Origin of the sequence: Sphingopyxis sp. H053, assembly GCF_001468225.1 — a bacterium.
GTDB lineage: Bacteria > Pseudomonadota > Alphaproteobacteria > Sphingomonadales > Sphingomonadaceae > Sphingopyxis.
Genome location: NZ_LNRU01000016.1, coordinates 1 through 20,574 on the forward strand (window position 1 = coordinate 1; position 20,574 = coordinate 20,574).

Annotated in this window: 19 protein-coding genes; 3 read left to right on the forward strand and 16 right to left on the reverse strand. The window is 66.1% G+C overall.

The window, feature by feature from the left end; all coding sequences use genetic code 11:
* Positions 1-230: 230 nt before the first annotated feature.
* Positions 231-1,529, forward strand: coding sequence for a hypothetical protein (locus ATE70_RS22095; protein WP_058539705.1), 1,299 nt, complete (start codon positions 231-233; stop codon positions 1,527-1,529).
* Between the two features lie 84 nt (positions 1,530-1,613).
* Here the strand turns inward: ATE70_RS22095 and lepA are convergent, their stop codons facing one another.
* From lepA to ATE70_RS25000, 4 genes are all read right to left on the reverse strand, one after another.
* Positions 1,614-3,437 carry a translation elongation factor 4 gene (lepA, locus tag ATE70_RS22100; protein ID WP_058539706.1) on the reverse strand — a complete coding sequence of 608 codons (1,824 nt, stop codon included), beginning with the start codon at positions 3,435-3,437 and terminating at the stop codon, positions 1,614-1,616.
* Positions 3,438-3,758: 321 nt separating this feature from the next.
* Entirely contained in the window at positions 3,759-4,643 is an 885-nt protein-coding gene (locus ATE70_RS22105; RefSeq protein ID WP_058539707.1) for a hypothetical protein, read from the reverse strand.
* A complete protein-coding gene (locus tag ATE70_RS22110; protein ID WP_058539708.1) occupies positions 4,631-5,701 on the reverse strand; it encodes a HEAT repeat domain-containing protein in 1,071 nt (356 codons plus the stop codon). The genes ATE70_RS22105 and ATE70_RS22110 overlap by 13 nt, the downstream gene beginning before the upstream one ends.
* Positions 5,702-5,770: 69 nt before the next feature.
* The gene (locus ATE70_RS25000; protein ID WP_156419673.1) at positions 5,771-5,917 is read right to left on the reverse strand and encodes a hypothetical protein; all 147 of its coding nucleotides are present in this window, start codon (positions 5,915-5,917) and stop codon (positions 5,771-5,773) included.
* A 175-nt stretch (positions 5,918-6,092) separates the two neighbouring features.
* On the opposite strand from ATE70_RS25000, the gene ATE70_RS22115 reads away from it, so the two are divergent.
* Positions 6,093-7,043, forward strand: coding sequence for a beta-propeller fold lactonase family protein (locus ATE70_RS22115; RefSeq protein ID WP_058539709.1), 951 nt, complete (start codon positions 6,093-6,095; stop codon positions 7,041-7,043).
* Here ATE70_RS22115 and ATE70_RS22120 read toward each other — a convergent pair.
* The 5 genes from ATE70_RS22120 to argH all read right to left on the reverse strand — a co-directional run bounded on the left by ATE70_RS22120 (position 7,040) and on the right by argH (position 12,005).
* Positions 7,040-8,215 carry an aminotransferase gene (locus ATE70_RS22120; RefSeq protein WP_058539710.1) on the reverse strand — a complete coding sequence of 392 codons (1,176 nt, stop codon included), beginning with the start codon at positions 8,213-8,215 and terminating at the stop codon, positions 7,040-7,042. The two genes, ATE70_RS22115 and ATE70_RS22120, sit on opposite strands and share 4 nt — an antisense overlap.
* Positions 8,212-8,982: a precorrin-2 dehydrogenase/sirohydrochlorin ferrochelatase family protein gene (locus ATE70_RS22125; RefSeq protein ID WP_058539711.1), complete on the reverse strand. Its 771-nt coding sequence runs from the start codon at positions 8,980-8,982 to the stop codon at positions 8,212-8,214. The genes ATE70_RS22120 and ATE70_RS22125 overlap by 4 nt, the downstream gene beginning before the upstream one ends.
* Positions 8,983-8,984: 2 nt before the next feature.
* Positions 8,985-10,250 carry a diaminopimelate decarboxylase gene (gene lysA / locus ATE70_RS22130; protein WP_058539712.1) on the reverse strand — a complete coding sequence of 422 codons (1,266 nt, stop codon included), beginning with the start codon at positions 10,248-10,250 and terminating at the stop codon, positions 8,985-8,987.
* A gap of 127 nt (positions 10,251-10,377) precedes the next feature.
* Positions 10,378-10,629 (reverse strand): hypothetical protein, encoded by a 252-nt coding sequence (locus ATE70_RS22135; RefSeq protein ID WP_058539713.1) that lies wholly within the window; start codon positions 10,627-10,629, stop codon positions 10,378-10,380.
* Entirely contained in the window at positions 10,629-12,005 is a 1,377-nt protein-coding gene (gene argH, locus ATE70_RS22140) for an argininosuccinate lyase (RefSeq protein ID WP_058539714.1), read from the reverse strand. The genes ATE70_RS22135 and argH overlap by 1 nt, the downstream gene beginning before the upstream one ends.
* 64 nt (positions 12,006-12,069) lie before the next feature.
* Here argH and ATE70_RS22145 point away from each other — a divergent pair, with 64 nt between their 5' ends.
* Complete coding sequence (locus ATE70_RS22145; protein WP_231732815.1) at positions 12,070-12,627, forward strand: TlpA family protein disulfide reductase; 558 nt, start codon at positions 12,070-12,072, stop codon at positions 12,625-12,627.
* Positions 12,628-12,705: 78 nt separating this feature from the next.
* Here the strand turns inward: ATE70_RS22145 and ATE70_RS22150 are convergent, their stop codons facing one another.
* The 7 genes from ATE70_RS22150 to ATE70_RS22180 all read right to left on the reverse strand — a co-directional run bounded on the left by ATE70_RS22150 (position 12,706) and on the right by ATE70_RS22180 (position 20,574).
* On the reverse strand, positions 12,706-13,044 hold the full coding sequence (locus tag ATE70_RS22150; protein ID WP_058539716.1) for a hypothetical protein: 339 nt from the start codon (positions 13,042-13,044) through the stop codon (positions 12,706-12,708).
* Between the two features lie 112 nt (positions 13,045-13,156).
* Positions 13,157-14,158: an NAD(P)H-dependent glycerol-3-phosphate dehydrogenase gene (locus ATE70_RS22155; RefSeq protein WP_058539717.1), complete on the reverse strand. Its 1,002-nt coding sequence runs from the start codon at positions 14,156-14,158 to the stop codon at positions 13,157-13,159.
* Between the two features lie 150 nt (positions 14,159-14,308).
* Positions 14,309-15,244: an alpha/beta fold hydrolase gene (locus ATE70_RS22160; protein ID WP_058539718.1), complete on the reverse strand. Its 936-nt coding sequence runs from the start codon at positions 15,242-15,244 to the stop codon at positions 14,309-14,311.
* 17 nt (positions 15,245-15,261) lie between these two features.
* Entirely contained in the window at positions 15,262-16,506 is a 1,245-nt protein-coding gene (locus tag ATE70_RS22165) for a hypothetical protein (RefSeq protein WP_156419672.1), read from the reverse strand.
* Between the two features lie 163 nt (positions 16,507-16,669).
* On the reverse strand, positions 16,670-17,542 hold the full coding sequence (locus ATE70_RS22170; protein ID WP_058539720.1) for an alpha/beta hydrolase: 873 nt from the start codon (positions 17,540-17,542) through the stop codon (positions 16,670-16,672).
* Positions 17,543-17,544: 2 nt separating this feature from the next.
* A complete protein-coding gene (locus ATE70_RS22175; RefSeq protein WP_058539773.1) occupies positions 17,545-18,993 on the reverse strand; it encodes a DUF3336 domain-containing protein in 1,449 nt (482 codons plus the stop codon).
* Between the two features lie 24 nt (positions 18,994-19,017).
* Complete coding sequence (locus ATE70_RS22180) at positions 19,018-20,574, reverse strand: WS/DGAT/MGAT family O-acyltransferase (protein WP_058539721.1); 1,557 nt, start codon at positions 20,572-20,574, stop codon at positions 19,018-19,020.

Sequence of the window (20,574 nt, forward strand, 5' to 3'; positions counted from 1 at the left end):
CCCCTGACACGGGGCGGCGTTGGGCGCGGGCGATATCACCCCCTCCCTCGTCATCCTCGCACGAGACAAGTGGCTCGTTCGACTTGATCCGGGATCCAGCAAACCGCGCGCAAATGGACCCCGGATCAAGTCCGGGATGACGACGCGAGGGGGTTCCAATTTCCCCTTTCCTACATTGTTCCCATATGGTTCGTTCTTAAATCAATAACGAACCACAGGAGCCAACCCGCATGAAACAGGAAATCCTCCCGCCCCTCCCCGCCGTCATCGACGCAGAGGCCGACCCCGCAATTAACCCCGACGACCTCCCCGAAGAACTCGCCTTCACCCCCGTCGAACAGCGCACCAGACGCTGGACCGGCATCACCGCCCAGAAGCAGCGGATGTTCATCGCGCATCTCGCCGCGACCGGCGCGGTGAGCATGGCGGCGAAGATCGCGGGCCACTCGACCTCGGCCTTTTACCAGCTGCGCAAGCGCGACGACGCAGACAGCTTCGCCGCCGCATGGGACAAAGCGGTCGAGGCGGGCGCGCGCCGCGTCGCCGACCTGCTCATGGAATATGCGATCTATGGCGTGCCCGAGACGCTGTCGAAGGAAGGCCGCGTCATCCTCGAACGCCGCCGGCCGCACATCCGCGCGATGCAGCATATCGCCGCCAGCCGCTTCCCCGAACGCTTCGGCGGCATCAACCCCGTCGACGGCCCCGCCACCGCGCTCCCGCATTCGATCCGCCGCCTGCGCGAGAAATGGCAGGCCGAGTGGGAGGCCGAGCGCCAGGCAAAGCTGCTCGAACATAACGCGCGCGCGAACCGGCAGGAGACCGACCTCGACGACCGCCTCCGCATCATCCGCACCGCCTATCAGCGCAAGATTTCGCACGACCCGGTCAAGCGCGCCGCGTGGGACCTGCTCACCGGCCCCGGCACCGATTGGGCCGCGGCGCGGCGCGAGGACGCCTACACCAACCCGCAAAAGCACGAATGGCACATGCACCACCCCGACATGATCGTCCCGCTGTCGGCCGGGTCGGGCAATGTCGACTGGGAGGCGGCCGAGGGCGGCGACCTGTCGAACCCCGCCCCGCCCCCCGCCGACCATGTCCGCTGGACCGAGGGCGGCGAAGAGGACGAGATCTGGTTCGAACGCTACGAGGATCATATGATCGAGGGCGAAGTCGGCGAAAGCGACCTCGCCAATGGCAAGATCACCCGCGGCGACATGCGCATGGAGCTCTACTTCATCCTTTCGCAATCCGGCGCTTGGGACGAGGCGCTGCGTCGATCACTGACGCGGCAACTTTCCTCCGCAAAGGCAATCGGGACTTTGGCCAGTTTATTCGTGCCTCCGGGCTACATCATCGAGCGCGAGACAGTCGACGAGTTTTGCGACTCCCACGAGCTTCGCACGCGCACCGAGCGATTACTCAAGCGCAAGAACAGCTTGCCAGACCCGTGGGTCAATCAGTGCGTGCGCCGGCTAGCCCATATCTTGGCCGGACGCGATGCAATCTTTGCCGACGAAGTATGACAGTCAGGCGGCTTGGCTCAAACGGGAGCTTTCAGGTTGCTGTCGCGCAAGCTGCGACGACTTAGATCGGCCGCAAACTGGCAGCTAAGCATCATCCCCCATCCGCAGCGCCGCAATAAACGCCTCCTGCGGAATGTTCACATTCCCATATTCGCGCATCCGCTTTTTGCCCTCTTTCTGCTTTTCCAGCAGCTTCTTCTTGCGGCTCGCGTCGCCGCCATAGCATTTGGCGGTCACGTCCTTGCGCAGTGCGGCGATGGTTTCGCGGGCGATCACCTTGCCGCCGATCGCGGCCTGGATCGGGATCTTGAACATATGGCGCGGGATCAGGTCCTTGAGGCGCTCGCACATGCCGCGGCCGCGCGTTTCGGCGGTGCCGCGGTGGACGATCATGCTCAGCGCGTCGACCGGTTCGTTGTTGACGAGGATGCTCATCTTGACGAGATCGCCGGGGCGGTGGCCGATCTGGTGATAGTCGAAGCTGGCGTAACCGCGGCTGATGCTCTTCAGCCGGTCGTAGAAATCGAACACGACCTCGTTGAGCGGCAGTTCATAGGTGATCTGCGCGCGGCCGCCGACATAGGTCAGATTCTTCTGCACCCCGCGGCGGTCCTGGCACAGCTTCAGGATCGGGCCGAGATAGTCGTCGGGCACATAAATCACCGCCTCGATCCACGGTTCCTGAATTTCGTCGATGCGGTTCGGGTCGGGCATGTCGGCGGGGTTGTGGAGCTCGATCTCCTTCGCCGCCTCATTCTTGGTGTGGCCGAGCTTGAGCTTGTACACCACCGACGGCGCGGTGGTGATCAGGTCGAGGTCGTACTCGCGGGTCAGCCGCTCCTGGATGATCTCGAGGTGGAGCAGGCCGAGGAAGCCGCAGCGGAAGCCGAAGCCGAGCGCGGCCGAGCTTTCCATCTCGAACGAGAAGCTCGCATCGTTGAGGCGGAGCTTCTGGATGCTCTCGCGCAATTTTTCGAAGTCGTTCGCGTCGGTCGGGAACATGCCGCAGAAGACGACGGGCTGGACTTCCTTGAACCCCGGCAGCGCCTGCGCCGCGGGCTTTTTCGCGTCGGTCACCGTGTCGCCGACGCGCGCCTGTGCGACGTCCTTGATCTGCGCGGTGATGAAGCCGATTTCGCCGGGGCCGAGCTCGCTGAGCTGCTCGATCTTGGGCGTGAAACAGCCGACGCGGTCGATCAGATGGGTGGTGCCCGCCTGCATGAATTTGATCTGCTGACCTTTTTTCAGCACGCCGTCGATCACGCGGATCAGGATGACGACGCCGAGATAGGGGTCGTACCAGCTGTCGACGAGCATCGCGACGAGTGGCGCGGTCGCGTCGCCCTTCGGCGGCGGGATGCGCGTGACGATCGCCTCGAGCGCTTCCTCGATGCCGATCCCGGCCTTCGCGCTGGCGAGCACCGCGTCGTCGGCGGGCAGCCCGATGATGTCCTCGATCTCGGCCTTCACCTTGTCGACGTCGGCCGCGGGCAGGTCGATCTTGTTGATCACCGGGACGATCTCATGGTCGTGCTCGATCGACTGATAGACGTTCGCGAGCGTCTGCGCCTCGACCCCCTGCGCCGCATCGACGACGAGCAGCGCGCCCTCACACGCCGCGAGCGACCGCGACACCTCATAGGCGAAGTCGACGTGGCCGGGCGTGTCCATCAGGTTGAGCTCATACGTCTCGCCGTCGTGCGCCTTATACTTCAGGCGCACCGTCTGCGCCTTGATCGTGATCCCGCGCTCCTTCTCGATGTCCATATTATCAAGGACTTGCGCCGACATCTCGCGCGCGGTCAGCCCGCCCGTGAACTGGATGAGCCGGTCGGCGAGCGTCGACTTGCCATGATCGATGTGCGCGATGATGGAGAAGTTGCGGATATGCGAAAGCGGGGTTGTCATGGAAGGCCCACTAGCAGCGGAAATGCGCGCTGTCAGCAGGGAGTGGGCGCCCCGGAACGGGCGGTGCAATTTTGATCCAAAGTTCAGCGAAGTTCAGCCCCGTGACGCACCCCTTTTCGGCTTCCGCAGGCGGCCGAGCGCGGGGCGTGCGTGCCGTCCAGGGCGCAAGGTTGCAAAGGTCCGACCTTTCGCCACGGATGCGTTGCGGCGGAGCCGCAGATTTCCAACGAATCAAAGAGCGAGCAGAGGGACGCTGGCATGGCGCGATAATGTAGGAAAGCGGTTTCTGGCCGCGAAGACGTGGAGGATCTGGCGGCGAGGTTAGAAGGTCAGCCACCTTTCGCAATCATCGCGCACCCGCGCAGCGCCATCGCGCATCCCCCGCTCCAGCACCGCCACCCTGTCCTCGCCCTCCTCCGCCGCCGCCAGCGCCGCAATCGCGTTCGCGCGCACCCTTGGCACCGGATGCGCCTTGGCGAACTGCTCGGCGACGTCCTTCCCATCCTCCGTCAGATGCACCGCGCAGCGGAGCAGCATTTCGCTGCTGGTCAGCGTCGGGCGTTTGGCGATCGAGCCATGCTCGAGATCGACGATATACTGGTCGCGCCATGGGACCTGGTCGCCCTCGTCCATGATGTTGAGGCTGACCGAGAGGCTGGGCGGCGGGAGCTGGCTGTGGATGTCGCGATGGGTGCGGTAGAGCATCATCTTGCCGTGGCTTAAGCTGCTGCGCTCGACGAATGTCAGGTTCAGCGACTCGCCGAGGCGGCCGTCGACGGTTTCGGGGTCGTAATCATAATAGTCGCTGACATAGCCGGGGCCGAAATAGCCCGCGGTGAGGAAGCTGAAATTATGGTCGTGCGGGACGCCGTAGGAGAAGGCCGCGGGGCCGCTCGCGGTGAAAGCGGCGTCGCGGCCGGACGGCCACATGTTGGCGCGGAGGTAAAAGCCGCGCGGGCTGCGGTGGATGAGGAAGACCTGCGCCGTATAGCGGTTGAGGGTGAGTTGGTCGGCGTAGCTTGCCTTGAGCGCGGCGATCACGCGGTCGGCGAGAAAGTCGGGGTTGCGGGCGAGGCCGGCGAGGAGGTCGGCGCAGCGCGCAATACTCGCTTCGTCGGCGAGGTCGACGCCGCTTTCGTCGAGGCGCGCGGTCACCTCTTCGATATCGAGCGCGGGACCCGCGGGCGGGTCGATCAGGCGGGGCATGGGGTCGACCCCTTCGCGCGGGGCGCCGGTTTGGGGGTGGAGGGCGCCGGGCTTGTGCAAGGCCCCGGCCCTCCACCCCCCTCCCGCCCCGTCTCACCGGAAGGCAGGGAGAAGAGCCTATGCGTCGCCGCGGCGGCGCTGCGAACCTCGGGATGCGGATCGCTCGCCGCCATCACGCCGAGGTGCGGAAGCGCCGCCGCGGGGTCGAGCGCGACGAGTTCGCGCATCGTGTTCCAGCGCGCGGCGAAATCCTCGCTTGCCGTCTCGGCGACGAAAAGCGGCGCCGCGTCGGTGCGGCCAAGCTGGCGCAGCAGCGCGAGCGCCATCTGGCGGAAGCTGCTGTCGCGGCGCGAGGCGCTGACGTGGGTCAGGCGGCCGCTTGCGATGTCATAGCCGCGGATCGGGAGACGGGACGGCTGCTGGACGATGAGTTCAAGGAAGAGGATGTCGCTGCTAGCGCCCTGAAGCGTGAAGCTTTGGCGCGCGGTGTCGAGGATCAACGTCTCGCCAGTCCGCAACGGGCGCGGCGGCTGGCTGTGGCATGATGCGGCGGCCTTGGCGGTGAAGCCGCCGGCTTCCTCGACCGCGCTGACCGCCACGGCATGCGCGCGAAGCTCTGCGTCGCCGCAGTCGAGGACATGGATCGCCGCGCGGCCGGGGACGAAGACCGCGGTGCCGGCCGGGACGCCATTCGCGGTGAACGGCCGTAGCTGGAGTGTCAGGCGGATCGCCCCATGATCGGCGAGAACCAAGCCGCCCGGGCCGCCATCGCCGCCCCCCACCATTCGCAGCGGTGGGCGCGTAAAGGGATCGGCGGCGAGCAACGCCAGCGCCGCATCGAGCCGGTCGCGGAGCCAGTGTGTGTTGGAGAGCCAGGGGAGAAGGCGCGTTATCGCAACATCGGCGGGGGCGTCGGCGAGCGCCGCGATGGCGGTCAGCAGCCCGTCGGGGGCGCTGTCGGCCGCGCTCCATGCGGCGTCGAGGTCTGCGACCGCGCGGCGCATCGTCCGACGGCGCGCGACATCGGCGCGGGGAAAATGATCGTGGCGGGATGGCATGACGGCACCCTCGAAAAGCGGGGGAACGAAGGGCGCCGGGTTGGTGGCGCCCTCCGTTCCCGCCGCAGCTCAGTCGTAGACGATCATCGCGATCGCGACAGCGAGTTCGAAGACCGACGGCCCCGATGATGCACTTTCGCCCATCAGCGAGCCGAACAATCCGACTGCGGTGTCAAGCAAAGGCAGCGCCTCGATATCGATGGTTGGCAGACCCATATTCCCCCTCCTGTCCTGAACGGCGGCGCGACCTGCCGCCGTGAACAGGGCTAGGAAGGCGCGGGCGCGCTTCCCAGTTAACTTATCGTAATCGCGGCCATGTCGCTGGTCGAAGCGGGGTTGCGGCGGTGTGCGCCGGGGATAGGCTGGCGCCTTCGAAACCGGGAGACTTGCCATGCGCCGCCTTATCGCCGCCATCCTTTGTACCCTGTCGCTCGCCGCACCCGCGGCCGCCGAAACCTTGCTTGTCGGCAACAAGGGCGAGGACACGCTGAGCGTCATCGCGCTGGCGTCGGGGGAGGAGCTGGCGCGGCTGCCGACGGGCAAGATGCCGCACGAGATCGCGATTTCGCCCGACGGCAGGCAGGCGGCGGTCGTCGCCTATGGTAGCACGACGATCGATGTGTTCGACGTGGCGAGCCGGACCAAGCTCCGGACGATCGACCTCAGCCCCAATCAGCGGCCGCACGGGCTGCTGTGGCTGTCCGACGGGCGGCTGGTCGCGACGACCGAGGGCAGCGAGTCGGTCGCGGTGGTGGCCCCCGATGGCAAGCTGACGTCGATTTCGACGGGGCAGAAGGGCACGCACATGATCGTCGTCGCGCCCGACAACCGCACCGCTTACACCGCGAATATCGCGGCGGGGACGGTGAGCGTGCTCGACCTCAAGACCGCGAAGAAGCTGCGCGACCTGACCATCGGCGGCAAGCCCGAAGGGCTGGCACTGACGAAGCGCGGGCGCGAGCTGTGGGTCGGCGACCTCGATGCGCCGCGCGTGTCGATCTGGGATACGAAGACCGGCAAGAAAATCGCCGAGCAGCCGGTCGACCCGGTCGCGATCCGCGTGCTGGCGAGCCCCGACGGCAAGCTGGTCGCGACAAGCAATATCGCGAGCGGCACGATCAGCCTGTTCGACGCCGAAACGCGCGCGCCGCTGAAGACAATCAAGGTGTCGGGCGAGCAGGCCAAGGGGCAGGTCACGTTGCTGTTCAGCGCGGATTCGAAGCGGCTTTATGCGGCCGAAACGGGGCACGACAAGGTTGCCGAGATCGACGTCGCGAGCGGCGAAGTGCTGCGCCGGATCGCCGCGGGGAAGAATGGCGACGGGCTGGCGATCGCGCCCTAGGCTTTTTCGGCGCGCAATGTGTCGCGAAAGGCGACGAGGCGGCGGACGGCCTCGTCGAGTATCGCGCCGTCTTTGGCGAAACAGAGGCGGAGGATGTGGCGCGGCCCGTCGCCTTCGAAAAGCGCCGAGACGGGGATCGAGGCGACCCCCGCTTCGCGCACTGCGCGTTCGCTGAACTCACAGTCGGAGAGCGCGATCCCCGACGCCGCGAAGTCGATGCACAGGAACCAGGTCGCGGCGTTCGGTAGGACGGTGAAGCCGGCGGCGCTCAGCGCGTCGCCGAGGCGACGGCGCGATGCGGCCCAGCGCTCGCGCTGCGCAGCGAACCATGCATCGGGGCGACCCAGCCCTTCCGCCACCGCCCATTGCAGCGCGGGCGGCGTCGTGAATGTGAGGAACTGGTGCGCGCGGCCGAGCGCTGTTGCCATTTCGGGCGCTGCGCATAGCCAGCCGGTCTTCCATCCTGTCAGACCGAAGATCTTGCCCGCCGAGCCGATCTTCACTGCGCGCTCGGCCATGCCCGGGAAGGACAGCAGCGAGCGGTGCGGCGTGTCGTCGAAGCGGACATCCTCCCAGACCTCGTCGCAGATCGCGACGAGGTCGTGGCGCACGCAGGCGTCGGCGATCATAGCCAGTTCGGCCTCGCTCGCGACCGTGCCGGCTGGATTGAGCGGATCGTTGAGGATGAGGACGCGGGTGCGCGGCGTGATTGCTGCGGCGAGCTGCCCGGCATCGTAGCGCCAGTCGGGCGGGGTGAGCGCGATCGAGACCGGGATACCCCCGGCGCGGCGCACCATCGGCGCGTAACTGTCATAGGCGGGCTGGAACAGGATCACCTCGTCGCCCGGCGCGACGAACGCGAGGATGGCTGCGGCAAGCGCTTCGGTCGCGCCCGAGGTCACGATCACCTGTTCGCGGATCAGCGCCAGCCCCTGCCGCCGCGCGTAGAAGGTGCAGATCGCGCCGCGCAGTTCGGGGAGCCCGAACGCCGGCGGATATTGGTTCGACTTTTCGGCGAGTGCGCGCGCCGCTGCGGCGATCATGTCGGGATGCGGCGGCTCGTCAGGAAAGCCCTGCCCCAGGTTGATCGCGTCATGCGCCCGCGCGAGCCCCGACATATGCTCGAAAATCGTCGGCTCCATGACGGCATAGAGCGGGTGGACCGGGCTCATGGAGGCAAAAGCCAGAGCGACAGGCCGGGCGGCGGGTCGACAGGGGGGGCATCGGCGATGTGACGCACCGCGTCGGCGCGGGCGCGGTCGCGAATGGCGGCGGGCACGTCCGCCGGGTGGAAGATATGATCGGCCTCGCCGAGCAGGCGCGCGGCGCGGAGCGTGAGGTCGTCGGGATCGGCGCTTGCCAGGACGATGGTTTCGAGGCGCGATGGCTGGCTCGGGGTTTCGCTCGCCAGCCAGCGCTCGACCTTATCCGCCGCATCGGTGCCGAGCGGATCGAGCGCGCCGCCGCTCGCGAGCGCGGCATCGATTGCGCGGCGACGGTCGGCGGCGGCGGGCCAGCGCGCCTTCATCGCGCCGCGCGCGGCGTGGAGCGCCGCGGCGAGCGCGCCGAGGCGGGCGGGAAGCAAGGCTTCGATGCGCTGGCGGACGGCTTTTGCGAGGCCCGCCGATGCCCCGCCCGTCCCGATCGCGATCGTCACCGGCGCGCGGTCGACGATCGCCGGGGTGGTGAAATCGCAAAGCGCGGGGCGGTCGACGACATTGACGAGAAGCCCGCGCGCGCGAAGCGCCTGCGCCGCGGCGCGTGCCGCGTCTTCATCGTCCAGCGCGACGAAAGCGATCGTCGCGCCTTCTTCCCACGCCGGCACGATCCGCCCGCCCGCGCGCACGATCAGCCGCGCCTTGGCATCGGCGGCTTCCCCCTTCCCGACCAGCACGACCGTGCGGCCGGACAAGTTCAGGAAGATGGGAAGCTGTTCCATCGTCAGTCGATCCAGTCGGGTACGCGCTCGGCGGCCATGATCGTGCCCGCCGTGATCCGGTCGGCGACAACGGCATAGCGGTCGCCGTCGACGAGCACCTCGGGAACGAGACTGCGGCTGTTGTAGGTCGACGCCATCGTCGCGCCATAAGCGCCCGCGCTGCAGAAGACCGCGAGATCACCCGCCTCGACCTTGTCGATCAGCCGGTCGCGCGCGAAGGTGTCGCCGGTTTCGCAGACCGGCCCAACGATCGACGCGGTCATCGTCTCGCCCGACGGCTTTACCGCGACGAAATCGTGCCAGGCGTCATAGAGCGCGGGCCTGGCAAGGTCGTTCATTGCCGCATCGACGATGACGAAGGGGTGCGTTGCGCCGGGTTTCACCCACAATGTCTCGGTCAGCAAAACCCCCGAATTGCCCGCGATCACGCGGCCGGGTTCGAACATCAGCGTGACGTCCCAATCGCGCGTTACGCGCGCGACCATCGCGCCATAGTCGGCGGGCGACGGCGGAATGATATTGTCGCCCGCCCGATATGGCACGCCAAGCCCGCCGCCGAGGTCGACATGGGTGATGCTGTGACCCGCGGCGCGCAGCTCGGCGACGAGTTCGCCCACGCGCTTGAACGCCGCCTCGAACGGGGCGAGGCTGGTGAGCTGGCTGCCGATATGGACCGCGATGCCGCGCAAGTTGAGCCCCGGCAGCGCCGACAGCCGGGCGAAGATTTCGGGCGCGACGTCGATCCCGACGCCGAACTTGTTATCGGCCTTGCCGGTCGAGATTTTGGCATGCGTGCCCGCGTCGACGTCGGGATTGACGCGCAGCACCGCGGGCGCGGTCATTTCCTTTGCGAGCGCGATTTCGGCGAGTGCCACACCCTCGGGCTCGTGCTCGATGTTGAACTGGCCGATGCCGCGGTCGAGCCCCAGCGCCAGTTCGGCGCGCGTCTTGCCGACGCCCGAAAAGACGATGTCCTCGGCCGCCATGCCCGCCGCGAGCGCGCGTTCGAGCTCGCCGCCCGATACGACGTCGGCGCCATAGCCCTGCCGCGCGAGAACGCGCAGCACGCCGAGGTTGGGGTTGCTCTTGATCGCAAAAGCGAGATGCTTCCTCGGAACATCCTTCAGCCCGTCACGAAACGCCTGCGCATGACGTTCGAGCGTCGCGCGCGAATAGACATAGACGGGGGTGCCGATTTCCTCGGCAATGCGCGGCAGCGGAATATCCTCGGCGTGCATCACGCCGTCACGAAGTTCAAAATGATTCATTGAAACAAATCCTGATTATCTTTTTCCGTTCGCATCGAGCGACGTCGAGATGCCTCGAAGGGCAACGCCACGCTGATGGGTGTCTCGACTTCGCTCGACACGAACGGGTAGGTATATTCGGTTTCAATCAGCCCGGAGGCGGCAGATCGAAATCGTCGGGTTCGCGTTGTTCAGACCGTTTGAGAAGTTCGTCGCTGCGCGCGGGCCGGGCCTGCGCGTCAGGCGTCGTAAGCTCCTCCGTAGTCGGGGCGCGGGTCGCGCCGACGGGAATCACCGGTGCAGGCTGGCCTGCCACGGGCTTCAGATCTTCCTTGCTGCCGCACGCGCCGAGCAGCGCGATTGCAGCCATGCCAACAAGGATGAGGCGCTTAGTCGCCATCAAATCGTTCCTTCGAGCGCCGCACGGGCCGCGGCGATGGCCTGCCTTACCCGTTCGGGCGCCGTCCCGCCATAGCTCAAGCGGCTGGCGACCGACGCTTCGACGGTCAGCGCCGCGAGCACCTCGGGTGTCACCGCGGCATGGATCGCCGCGGCGTCGGTTTCGGGCAGCGCCGACAGTTCGACGCCGAGTTCCTCGGCGCGCTTGACGCACGAGCCGACGACATGATGCGCCTCGCGGAACGGCAGCCCGGCCTCGCGCACCAGCCAGTCGGCAAGGTCGGTCGCGGTCGAATAGCCCGATGCGGCGAGCGCGCGCATGCGGTCGGTGCGGAAGGTCAGCGTTTCGACCATGCCGGTCATCGCGGCGAGCGACAGCGCGAGCGCGTCGAAGGCGCCGAAGACAGTTTCCTTGTCGTCCTGCAAATCCTTCGAATAGGTGAGCGGCAAGCCCTTCACGATCACGGCGAGCCGCTGGAACGCACCGAGCAACAGGCCCGCGCGCCCGCGTACCAGTTCGGCGGCGTCGGGGTTGCGCTTTTGCGGCATGATCGAGCTGCCGGTCGACCAGGCGTCGGGCAGGCTGATGAAGCCGAAGGGCTGGCTCGCCCAGATCACGATTTCCTCGGCGAGACGCGACAGGTGGATCGCGGAAATCGATGCGGATGCACAGAATTCGAGCGCGAAGTCGCGGTCGGAGACGGCATCGATGCTGTTCGCCATCGGGCGGTCGAAGCCGAGCGCGGCGGCGGTGGCGTGGCGGTCGACCGGGAAGCCGGTTCCCGCGAGCGCGGCTGCGCCGAGCGGCGATTCGTTGAGGCGGCGGCGGGCATCGGCAAAGCGGCTGCGGTCGCGGCCGAACATCTCGACATAAGCGAGCAGATGATGGCCGAGCGTTACCGGCTGCGCGACCTGCAGGTGCGTGAAGCCCGGCATGATGCTGCCCGCATGTTCGTCGGCGCGCGCGAGCAGCGCGGTCTGGATCGCCTGCAATCCCGCGTCGATGCGCTCGCAGGCGGTGCGCGTCCACAGGCGGAAATCGGTCGCGACCTGATCGTTGCGCGAACGCGCGGTGTGGAGCCGCCCGGCGGCTTCGCCGACGAGGTCCTTGAGCCGCGATTCGACGGTCATGTGGATGTCTTCGAGCGCGAGGTCGACGGGGACGCCGTTCGCGGCGAACTCGTCGGCGATCTGCGCAAGGCCGCGGTCGATCACAACGGCGTCGTCGGCGCCGATGATGCCCGCCGCACCGAGCATCGCGGCGTGCGCGCGGCTCGCGGCGATATCTTCTTCCCACAATCGCTTGTCGACGGGGATCGAGGCGTTAATCTCTTGCATGATCGCGGCGGGTCCGCCACCGAAGCGGCCGCCCCACATGCTGTTGCTATCCGGAGTATTCGCCATCCGCCGCGTCCCAAATCCGTCCCTTGCGATCCTCGCCGTGCTTCTGGCCGGATCAATCGCCGGCTGCGATAGGGAAAAGCAGCCGGACGGGCAAGCCGGGCAAGGCCAAGCAAATGTTTCGGCGGGCCAAGCGAAGGGGCCCGGGCAGTTCGAGTATATTGTCGATCGCAGTCACAAGGGCGCGCTCGCGCCCACGGTCGGCTTTCGTGGCCCCGACGACGCGCCGGTGACGCTCGCGTCGTTTCGCGGGAAGCCGCTGCTCGTCAACCTGTGGGCGACCTGGTGCGCGCCCTGCGTCGCCGAAATGCCGACGCTCGATGCGCTCGCGGCGCAAAGCGCCGAACGGATGACGGTGATTGCCGTCGCGCAGGATTTGCAGGGGGCGGAAATTGTCGACCCATGGTTCCAGAAGGCGGGACTGAAAGCGCTCCAACCCTATATCGACCCGCAGAACGGCCTGCTCGACGCGGCGAACAGCGCTTTGCCGACGAGCATCTATTATGACGCCGACGGGCGCGAGGTCTGGCGCGTCGTGGGCGCCATCGACTGGCAGGGCAAGGAGGCGAAGGCGCTGCTGGCCGAAGCCAAGTCGTGACACAAGAAAGGGCGGGTGCCCCATGACACCCGCCCTTCCCTGCGACCCAGAGCAAGGCTCCGGGGAACTCGACAGGATTTATCCGCCGACGGTCACGCGGCCGGTGCGATAGCCCTTCTCGCGCATTTCCTTGACATAGTCCTTGTCGGCATCGACCACCTCGGTCTGCCATTCATCCCACGCGTCCCAGCGGTCCTCGCGGTCGGTCGAATGACGAAGGTCGCTGGTCAGCTCCTTCTCCGCCTCAAGAATATCGGCTTTGTAATTATACCATTGCTGGTTGACGATGCCCGCGATCGGCGAGGTGCGGATTTGCGGCGCCTCGAATCCCGGCGGCATTGAGCCATAGGGAACGGCAGCGACCGCGGCCGTGGCGGGGAGAGCCACGAGAACAGCGAGGGTGGTCCATTTTTTCATCGTCCATCTCCTGATTGCCCGCCCGTTCGGGGCGGTCAGGGGAGTCAACGAAACAGATCGCGCTTTTCTTCCCGGCTGAACGCCGAAATGGCACGGGTCGCGGTGGAAACGCTCATCCGGGGTGCGCTTCGTCGCCGACGGCGGAGCGAAGCAGACCCCGAAACACGTCCTGTGCGCTGCGTTTTCCCTGCGTCACATCGAACACATCGCGCGCGATCGGCATGTCGAGGCCATGTTTTTCGGCCAGCGCGATCACCGTCGGCGCGCTCTTCACCCCCTCGGCGACCATGTTCATGCCCGCGATAATCTCCTCGATCGGGCGTCCCTTGCCGAGTTCGACCCCGACATGGCGGTTGCGCGACAAGGGGCTGGTGCAGGTCGCGATCAGATCGCCCATGCCGGTGAGGCCGGCAAAGGTTTCGGCCCGCCCGCCCATCGCGACGCCAAGCCGGGTAATCTCCGAAAGCCCGCGTGTCATCAGCGCGGAGCGGGTGTTGTCCCCCGCACCGAGCCCGTCACCCATCCCGACCGCGATCGCGATGATATTCTTGAGTACCCCGCCGAGCTCGCAGCCGAGCAGGTCGGTGTTGGTGTAGACGCGGAACAGCCCCGAATGGAACACGGGTTGCAGCGCGCGCACGACGATCTCGTCCTCCATCGACAAGACGCTCGCCGCAGCCTGCCCCGTCATGATCTCGCGCGCGAGATTGGGCCCGGTGAGCACGCCGACGGGATGGCCGGGCAGCACTTCCTCGATCAGTTCGGTCATCCGCTTGCCGGAGGAAAGCTCGAGCCCCTTGGTGAGGCTGATGACCGGCACCCATGGACGAAGATGAGTCTTCGCTTCCTCGAGCACCGCGCGGAAGCTGTGCGAGGGCACCCCCATCACGAGCACGTCGGCGCCAGCCACAACTTCGGCCATGTCGTTCGTGGCGCGGAGGACCGGCGGCAGCGCGATACCGGGCAGATATTTGCGGTTCTCGTGATGCGTGTTGATATCCTCCACGGTCTCGGCGTCGCGCGCCCACAGCGTGATCGGCGCATTGCGCGACACCACCGAGGCGACCGTCGTCCCCCAACTGCCCCCGCCGAGCAGCCCCACCTTCAACCGCATTGGCCTCTCCCTGTTTCGGGAGAGACTGGCGCCGGAACGACAGGTTGGCAAGCGAGCGCTTCATCCTTGTTCGTCATGCCGGACTTGATCCGGCATCCACGGCTGCTCCGGCGGTCATGGACCCCGGATCAAGTCCGGGGTGACGACTGATTATGGAAGCTTGGCAAGAAAGCCCTTCATCACCGCGGCGGTCGCCTTCGGATCCTCGATCATCGGGACATGGCCGACATGGTCGAAGATATGCGAGACGCTGCCGGCGATGCCCGCTTCGAGTACGGGAACGCAGCTGACGTCGAGCAGTTGGTCGTGGCGCCCCCAGATGATCAGCGTCGGCGCCTTCACCTCGCCGAGCCGGTCGTTGAGCGGATGGTCGCGGCCCTCGGTCGCGATCACCCAGAAGATCGTGTCGAGCTGGTCGCGATATTTGAGCGCGTCGGCATAAAGGACCGGCTTCAAACGCGACGGGATATAGGGCGGCTTGTGGACCACCATCGCCACCAGCCGGTCGGCATCCTCAAGGCCAGCAAGGACGAGCGGGTTGTAGTCCTCGCTCGCCGCCAGTTTTTGAAGCGCGCTCTCATTCGCGCCATTGACCCCGGCATTGTCGAGCAGGGTCAGGCTGGCGAGCGCGTCCGGATAGTCGATCGCGTAGCGCAGCGCGATCCAGCCGCCCATGCTGTTGCCGGCGACGTGCGGGCGCTGGAGCCCGAGCGTGTCGGCAAATGCCTTGAGCCGCGCGGTTTGCGCCTGGAGGTCATAGGCGAGGTCGGGATTGCGCTCATTCTCGCCAAACCCCGGCAGGTCGGGCGCGATGACATGGTAATCGCGCGTGAGGTACGGCGCGATCATCGACCAATTATCCTTGTCACCGGCAAAGCCGTGGACGAGGAGGAGGAGCGGCTTCGACGGGTCGCCGCCCTCGAGATATGGCCAGATGCGGCCGTCGACGGCAACGCTCTTCTGCACCATTCCGCCGCGGCGGCGGAGCAAGGCGCGCCCGAGCGCGACGAGGCGGCCGGGAAAGATGAAATACATCAGCGCGAGCGCGATCAGCGGCGCGAAGATCAGCACGAGGAGGATTCTCATGGCCGTGATCCTGCCATTTATTCCGTCAGTGTCGACCCCTGCGACGCCGCAAGCACCGCCTTGTTATCCTCCGACGCCGCGACGGCGGGCACGCTCCTGGCGACGGGCGCGGGAACGGTGTCGGTCACGCCCGGGAAATCCATGCGCGTCATCACCTGTCCGGCGCAGCTATAGGTCGCAAGATTTTCGATTCTGGCTTCGGCCATCCGCGCAGCCACATCGGGCTGGAAACCCGCCATGGCGGCCTTGGCCTCGTTGAAATTGCGCGCATAGCCCATGCCGGTATGCCGGCGGCCCGTTGCAAGCGCAGCGTCCAAGAAGGGCGTCGCGTCGGCGAGATACGCATATTCGCCCGCCTTCACCTCGAAAGCCGGCGCGCCAAAGCAGTTTGTCGTGTTCGGCGGAACCATGCCCACCGCATCGGTTTGCAATACATACCAGCCGGGCGTCAGCTTCACGACTTGCAATTCATAAGCCGCCTTCTTGTCCTTGCTGACAAATTCGCTGGCATAGGTCGTGCGATCGCCCTTTTTCTTCCAGTCGCGGGGCTGATAGAAAAGGTCCCCATTTTCTCGATCGAAGCGACGGATCTGAACGCGACCCGAGCGTCCCGCACTTCCGGCATCGTTGCGCCGGAATGCAACGACCAGACCGCCTTCATTTTCCCCGAGCGCAAATGGGGCTGCGGGGTCGACTTTCTTGCCCAGAAACAACGACGCCGGGCCGGCAAGCGCGCCGTTCATGTTCAGCCTGTCATCGGCCACCGGGGTGAAGCTTGTCATTTCGGTGATGGTGCCGTCGACCGTCTGGGCACCGACGACGGTCTCGAAATAGCTTTGCCGTTCGGCGTCGGACATGGCGGCGACCTTCGCCGATTGCGCCGCAGGCAGCTCGACCAGGCGCCACCCTTTGATCAGCAAGCAGTTCCGCCGGTTGGTCCGGCGCATCTGGCCCTCGACGATCGCGGCGCCGATGGCCGCGCCGATCCCGCCTCCGATACCCGCCGCAAGCGGTGAGATCGCTGGATTATACATCGCCGGATTATAGATCGGAACCGATCCGGCTGGTGTCTGAGACCCGCGCGCGATCAACCGGCAGCTTTGCCAATCGGCATCATATTCCGCCCGGCTGGCGCCGGGCTTGTTGTAAAAGCGACTGTCCTTGAGATCGCGCGCCGCATCTTCGGCTATCTCCTCGGGCGTGTCCGCGTTGGTCTCCGCCGCACGCGCCGCGACCGGCTGCGCGAACAGCGCGCCAGCCATCAAAAGCCATATCGCCTTTTCCATATCCCCCCCAATATTCCCCCGAGCCGAAGCTCACGCCTTTTGTGATGGGATCGGTGAGCGTGGTCAATCGGTTTAATCGGCGGCGGCTATGCGGCCCGGTCACCCTTGCCGTCCGTCCTGCTCGGGCCTGCCCCACCCTTCAGCGTGAAAGGGGCGGCTGAGAAACATCCGGGACATGTGTGTCGAACCAGTCGATCAGATCGCCCAGCACCGCGTCGCGTTCGGGCTCGTTGTAGATTTCGTGGAACAGGCCGGGATAGATTTCGAGGCGCTTGTCGGCCGAGCCGACATTGTCGAACAAATAGCGCGACCCCGCCGGGGCGGTGAGCCGGTCGGCCTCGCCGTGCTGGATCAGGATCGGCAGCTTGATCTTTGGCGCGTCGGCCTGCGCGACCGCCATCGCATCCATGAACTCCTTGCCGAGCCTTGCGCCGATCTTGCCCTCATAGACGAGCGGATCGGCCTGATAGGCGGCGACCACTTGCGGGTCGCGGCTGACGCCATTGGCATCGAGCGAGAGCACGCCGAGGCGCGGGAAGAAGCGCGAGAGAAAGCGGCTGATCCAGACGGTGAAGCGCGACGGCGGTTCGGCGGGCAGGATCGCGGGACCGGACACCGCGGCCGCGACAAAAGCATTTTGGCGCTCGACAAGGAACAAGGTCGCGATCAGCCCGCCCATGCTGTGCCCGAGCAGCAGGCGCGGCGTATCGGCATGGTTGATTTCGACGAGCGTCAGCAGTTCGGCCATGCCGTCGAGAAAGGCGGAAAAGCGCGGGACAAAACCGCCCTCCCCATCCGAATTGCCGTGCCCCCAATGGTCGACCGCATAGATGGCATAGCCTGCGTCGATCAGCCGCTTGGCGACATATTCGTAGCGCCCGGCGTGTTCGGCATAGCCGTGCGCGAGCAAGACGATCGCACGCGGGCGCCCTTTGGGCAGCCAGTGGGTGACGTGGAGCTTTGCCCCCGCGCCCGCAGATCCTGCCGGCAGGATCACCGCCCCCGCCGCCATACTCAGCGAACCGCTTTCTTCAGCGCCGCGCTGCGATGCCCGGGGCCGTCGTCGCCCGCCTTGTCGATCTTGGCCAATATGGCTTCGAGCGCACGGCTGATCGCGGTCTGGGTGCGCACCATCTCGACCTTCGGCCATGCGGTGCGTTCGCCCGTGTCGATCAGTTCGTCGATATCCTCCTGCGCGAGATCGGACAGGATCTTCGTCGGCGACCAGAATTTGGGCGGGCGGATGATGTTGATATCGCCGGTATATTCCTGATTGATCACCGACCGCGCCATGTTCGCGAGGCTGTTGAGCGGCGGAATCAGCTCGAGCGGCTTCTGGAAAATCACCATGTTCGCGTTGAGCCACGCCTTGAAGGTCGCCATCGACGCGTGCTGGATCGCCTCGATCGGCGCCATCTGCTTGCGCGTGTCGGTCGCGAAGGGCAGCGCGATCGGGTTCGCCTGGCTGACGATATGATGGTTGACCCCGTAAAGGCGTTCGAGCCGCTTGGTCGGAATGTCGTGCGTCACCGAGCCGTCGACCCAGCGCCGGTCGGGCTGATACGGGATGCGCTCGCCCTTGTCGTCGCGCGCCATCAGCATCACCGGCGGGAAGACGCCAGGCACCGCGCACGACGCGAGCACGGCTTCGCGGATCAGCACATTGGGCGCGGTGATCGCGTTCAAAAGCCGGCCGTTCTGATGCTTTTCGGCGGGCGCGACCGAAACGTTGAGGTGGCGGCCGCTGATCTCATAGGCTTCCTGAAAGGTCAGGTCGGGGATCAGGTCGGCGAGGCGCTCGCGCACCTCGTCGGGCGCGAGGCGCCTTTGTTCGGGATCGCGAGCGGGATTGGCGAGGCGGTTGCTTTCGAGGAAGGCGCCGATGTCGGCGTTCTTGCGCGTGCAGACGATCGCGGCGACGATCGACCCGCCGCTCGCGCCCGACATGATCGCGGGCAGGACGCCTTCTTCCCAGAGAGCCTTCACGACACCGATATGGAAGAAGAGGAAGCTGCCCGAACCCGAGAGCAGCAGCGCCGAGCGGCCGTAGCAATGCTGGGCGCGGCGGAAGAAGTCGCGCTTTTCCTCGCGGCTGATGCTGCGCGCGGCGGCGATCTTGTCGAGCGATGCGACGACCTCGGCGACATAATCCTCGACCAGCTTTTTCGTCCCGAAGCGCGCCTTTTGATACAGCCGCTCGTGCCCCATGCCGTCGATATTGCCGTGGATGCCTTCGTTGAGGACGAAGAGCAGCCCCTTGACGTCACCCGCGGCCGACAGCTTGCGCAGTTTTTCGAGCCGCGCGCGGATCGCCTTGTAATCGAAATGCTTGCTTTCGTCGGCGTCGCGCCACGCCTGCAATCCAGATTTCCGGTCATGTTCGCGAGCCGCCTTGGCCCATGCGATATAGTCGGGTGCGGTCACAAGATCGCGGTCGGCGCTGAGCGTCGGGGTGAAAAGCATTCGGTAATCCTGCGAGAGCATGGTCTATTTTCTGGGAGTCTTGCCGGTTGCGTTCGCTTTAGCAACCGGTTTCACCTTGGGCTTCGCGGCAGGTTTCTGGACGGCTTTCGGTTTCGGCTTGGGCTTGGCCACGGGTTTCGGCTCTGCCGTAGCGGCTTTGGGCTTTTCGGGCTTCGGCACCGCCGCCATCAGGTCGGCGAAACTTTCCTCGATGCATTCACGGAAAAAGGCGATGTCAGGCATCACCGCGCGTTCGGAGATGAGCGAGAAAGCGATGCGGCCGTTGTAGCTGGGGGTCGCGACGAACAGCCCCATGTTGTTCGCGAGCGGCGCCATGCCGTGCTGCTGCACAAGCTGCGCGCCGGCGAGATAGAGCGGCACCTGCGCCCCCGGCACGTTCGAGATGAACAGGTTCGTGCCGCGCACCGCGAAGCGCTCGCTGGTGACGAGCCGCGCGACCGCGGCCATCGTCGCGCCGGGGATATGCTGCGACAGGTCGGTCATGATGCGCGCGCTGACGCCGGCCTTCGCCTCCTTCGCTTCGACCGTATAGTCGCGGATCGCCGCGAGCCGCGCGAGCGGATCGGCGATGTCGGTGCGGATCGGCACGCTCATCGCCGACACCTGGTTTCCCGGTTTCGACGCCTTCCCGCCCTTGCCGCGCAAATTGATCGGCGCGACCGCGACGAGGCTGTCCTTCGGCAATTCCTTGTGCTTCGCGAGATATTTGCGCAGCGCCCCGCCCACGGTGGTGAGAACAACATCGTTGACCGTCGCGCCGGGCACCTTCTTGCGGATCTCGGCGACATCGGCGAGCGCCACGGTGGTCGCGTCAAACATCTTGTGCGGCCCGACCGGCACGTTGAAGCGCGTTTCGGGGACGCCGGCGGTCATGCCGCCCTCGGCGATCGACCGCCTCGCCGACGAGATGATCGCGGGCGACATCTTCATCAGCGCGTTCATGAACTTGACCGGCGACTGCATCGACGCCGACCAGGCGCGCGAGATCGTTTCGGCGCTCGACGGCGCCTTGCCCAGCTCCTCGACCGGCGGCGGTTCGGCTATCGCGGGGGTGCCCTTCGCATCGATGTCGCTCATCGCGATGAAGGCATGCGCGCCCGACGCGCCGTCGACCGCTGCGTGGTGGACACGGTGGAGCATCGCGAAGCTGCCCTTCGGGATGCCCGGGATGCGGTCGAGCCCCTCGATGATATAGATGTCCCAGAGCGGCCGATTCATATCCATCGGCTTTGAGAACCAGCGCGCGACCGCGATGCAGAATTGCCGCCAGTCGCCGGGTTCGGGCAGCCGCGCGTGGCTCATATGCGCCTCGATATCGAAATGCTCGTCCTCGACCCAATAGGGATGGTCCATGTCGAATGGCAGGCGATGCAGGCGGCGCTTGAACAGGGGCGACGTGTGAACGCGGCTTTCGACGTGGCGGATGATGTCCTTGAAGCGCACGAAGCCGCCGGGCGCGGTCGCGGGATCGTAGATATAGACCCCCATGATGTGCGTCAGATTGTTCGCGGTCTGCGTGTAGAGGAATTGGGCGTCCTGCGCGCTGAGCTGTTTGAGCAT

Bases quoted from the DNA above. Each gene is read 5' to 3' on its own strand.
- ATE70_RS22095 (WP_058539705.1), top strand. From the start codon at position 231: ATGAAACAGGAAATCCTCCCGCCCCTCCCCGCCGTCATCGACGCAGAG.
- lepA (WP_058539706.1), bottom strand. From the start codon at position 3,437: ATGACAACCCCGCTTTCGCATATCCGCAACTTCTCCATCATCGCGCAC.
- ATE70_RS22105 (WP_058539707.1), bottom strand. From the start codon at position 4,643: ATGCCCCGCCTGATCGACCCGCCCGCGGGTCCCGCGCTCGATATCGAA.
- ATE70_RS22110 (WP_058539708.1), bottom strand. From the start codon at position 5,701: ATGCCATCCCGCCACGATCATTTTCCCCGCGCCGATGTCGCGCGCCGT.
- ATE70_RS25000 (WP_156419673.1), bottom strand. From the start codon at position 5,917: ATGGGTCTGCCAACCATCGATATCGAGGCGCTGCCTTTGCTTGACACC.
- ATE70_RS22115 (WP_058539709.1), top strand. From the start codon at position 6,093: ATGCGCCGCCTTATCGCCGCCATCCTTTGTACCCTGTCGCTCGCCGCA.
- ATE70_RS22120 (WP_058539710.1), bottom strand. From the start codon at position 8,215: ATGAGCCCGGTCCACCCGCTCTATGCCGTCATGGAGCCGACGATTTTC.
- ATE70_RS22125 (WP_058539711.1), bottom strand. From the start codon at position 8,982: ATGGAACAGCTTCCCATCTTCCTGAACTTGTCCGGCCGCACGGTCGTG.
- lysA (WP_058539712.1), bottom strand. From the start codon at position 10,250: ATGAATCATTTTGAACTTCGTGACGGCGTGATGCACGCCGAGGATATT.
- ATE70_RS22135 (WP_058539713.1), bottom strand. From the start codon at position 10,629: ATGGCGACTAAGCGCCTCATCCTTGTTGGCATGGCTGCAATCGCGCTG.
- argH (WP_058539714.1), bottom strand. From the start codon at position 12,005: ATGTGGGGCGGCCGCTTCGGTGGCGGACCCGCCGCGATCATGCAAGAG.
- ATE70_RS22150 (WP_058539716.1), bottom strand. From the start codon at position 13,044: ATGAAAAAATGGACCACCCTCGCTGTTCTCGTGGCTCTCCCCGCCACG.
- ATE70_RS22155 (WP_058539717.1), bottom strand. From the start codon at position 14,158: ATGCGGTTGAAGGTGGGGCTGCTCGGCGGGGGCAGTTGGGGGACGACG.
- ATE70_RS22160 (WP_058539718.1), bottom strand. From the start codon at position 15,244: ATGAGAATCCTCCTCGTGCTGATCTTCGCGCCGCTGATCGCGCTCGCG.
- ATE70_RS22165 (WP_156419672.1), bottom strand. From the start codon at position 16,506: ATGGCTGGCGCGCTGTTCGCGCAGCCGGTCGCGGCGCGTGCGGCGGAG.
- ATE70_RS22170 (WP_058539720.1), bottom strand. From the start codon at position 17,542: ATGGCGGCGGGGGCGGTGATCCTGCCGGCAGGATCTGCGGGCGCGGGG.
- ATE70_RS22175 (WP_058539773.1), bottom strand. From the start codon at position 18,993: ATGCTTTTCACCCCGACGCTCAGCGCCGACCGCGATCTTGTGACCGCA.
- ATE70_RS22180 (WP_058539721.1), bottom strand. From the start codon at position 20,574: ATGCTCAAACAGCTCAGCGCGCAGGACGCCCAATTCCTCTACACGCAG.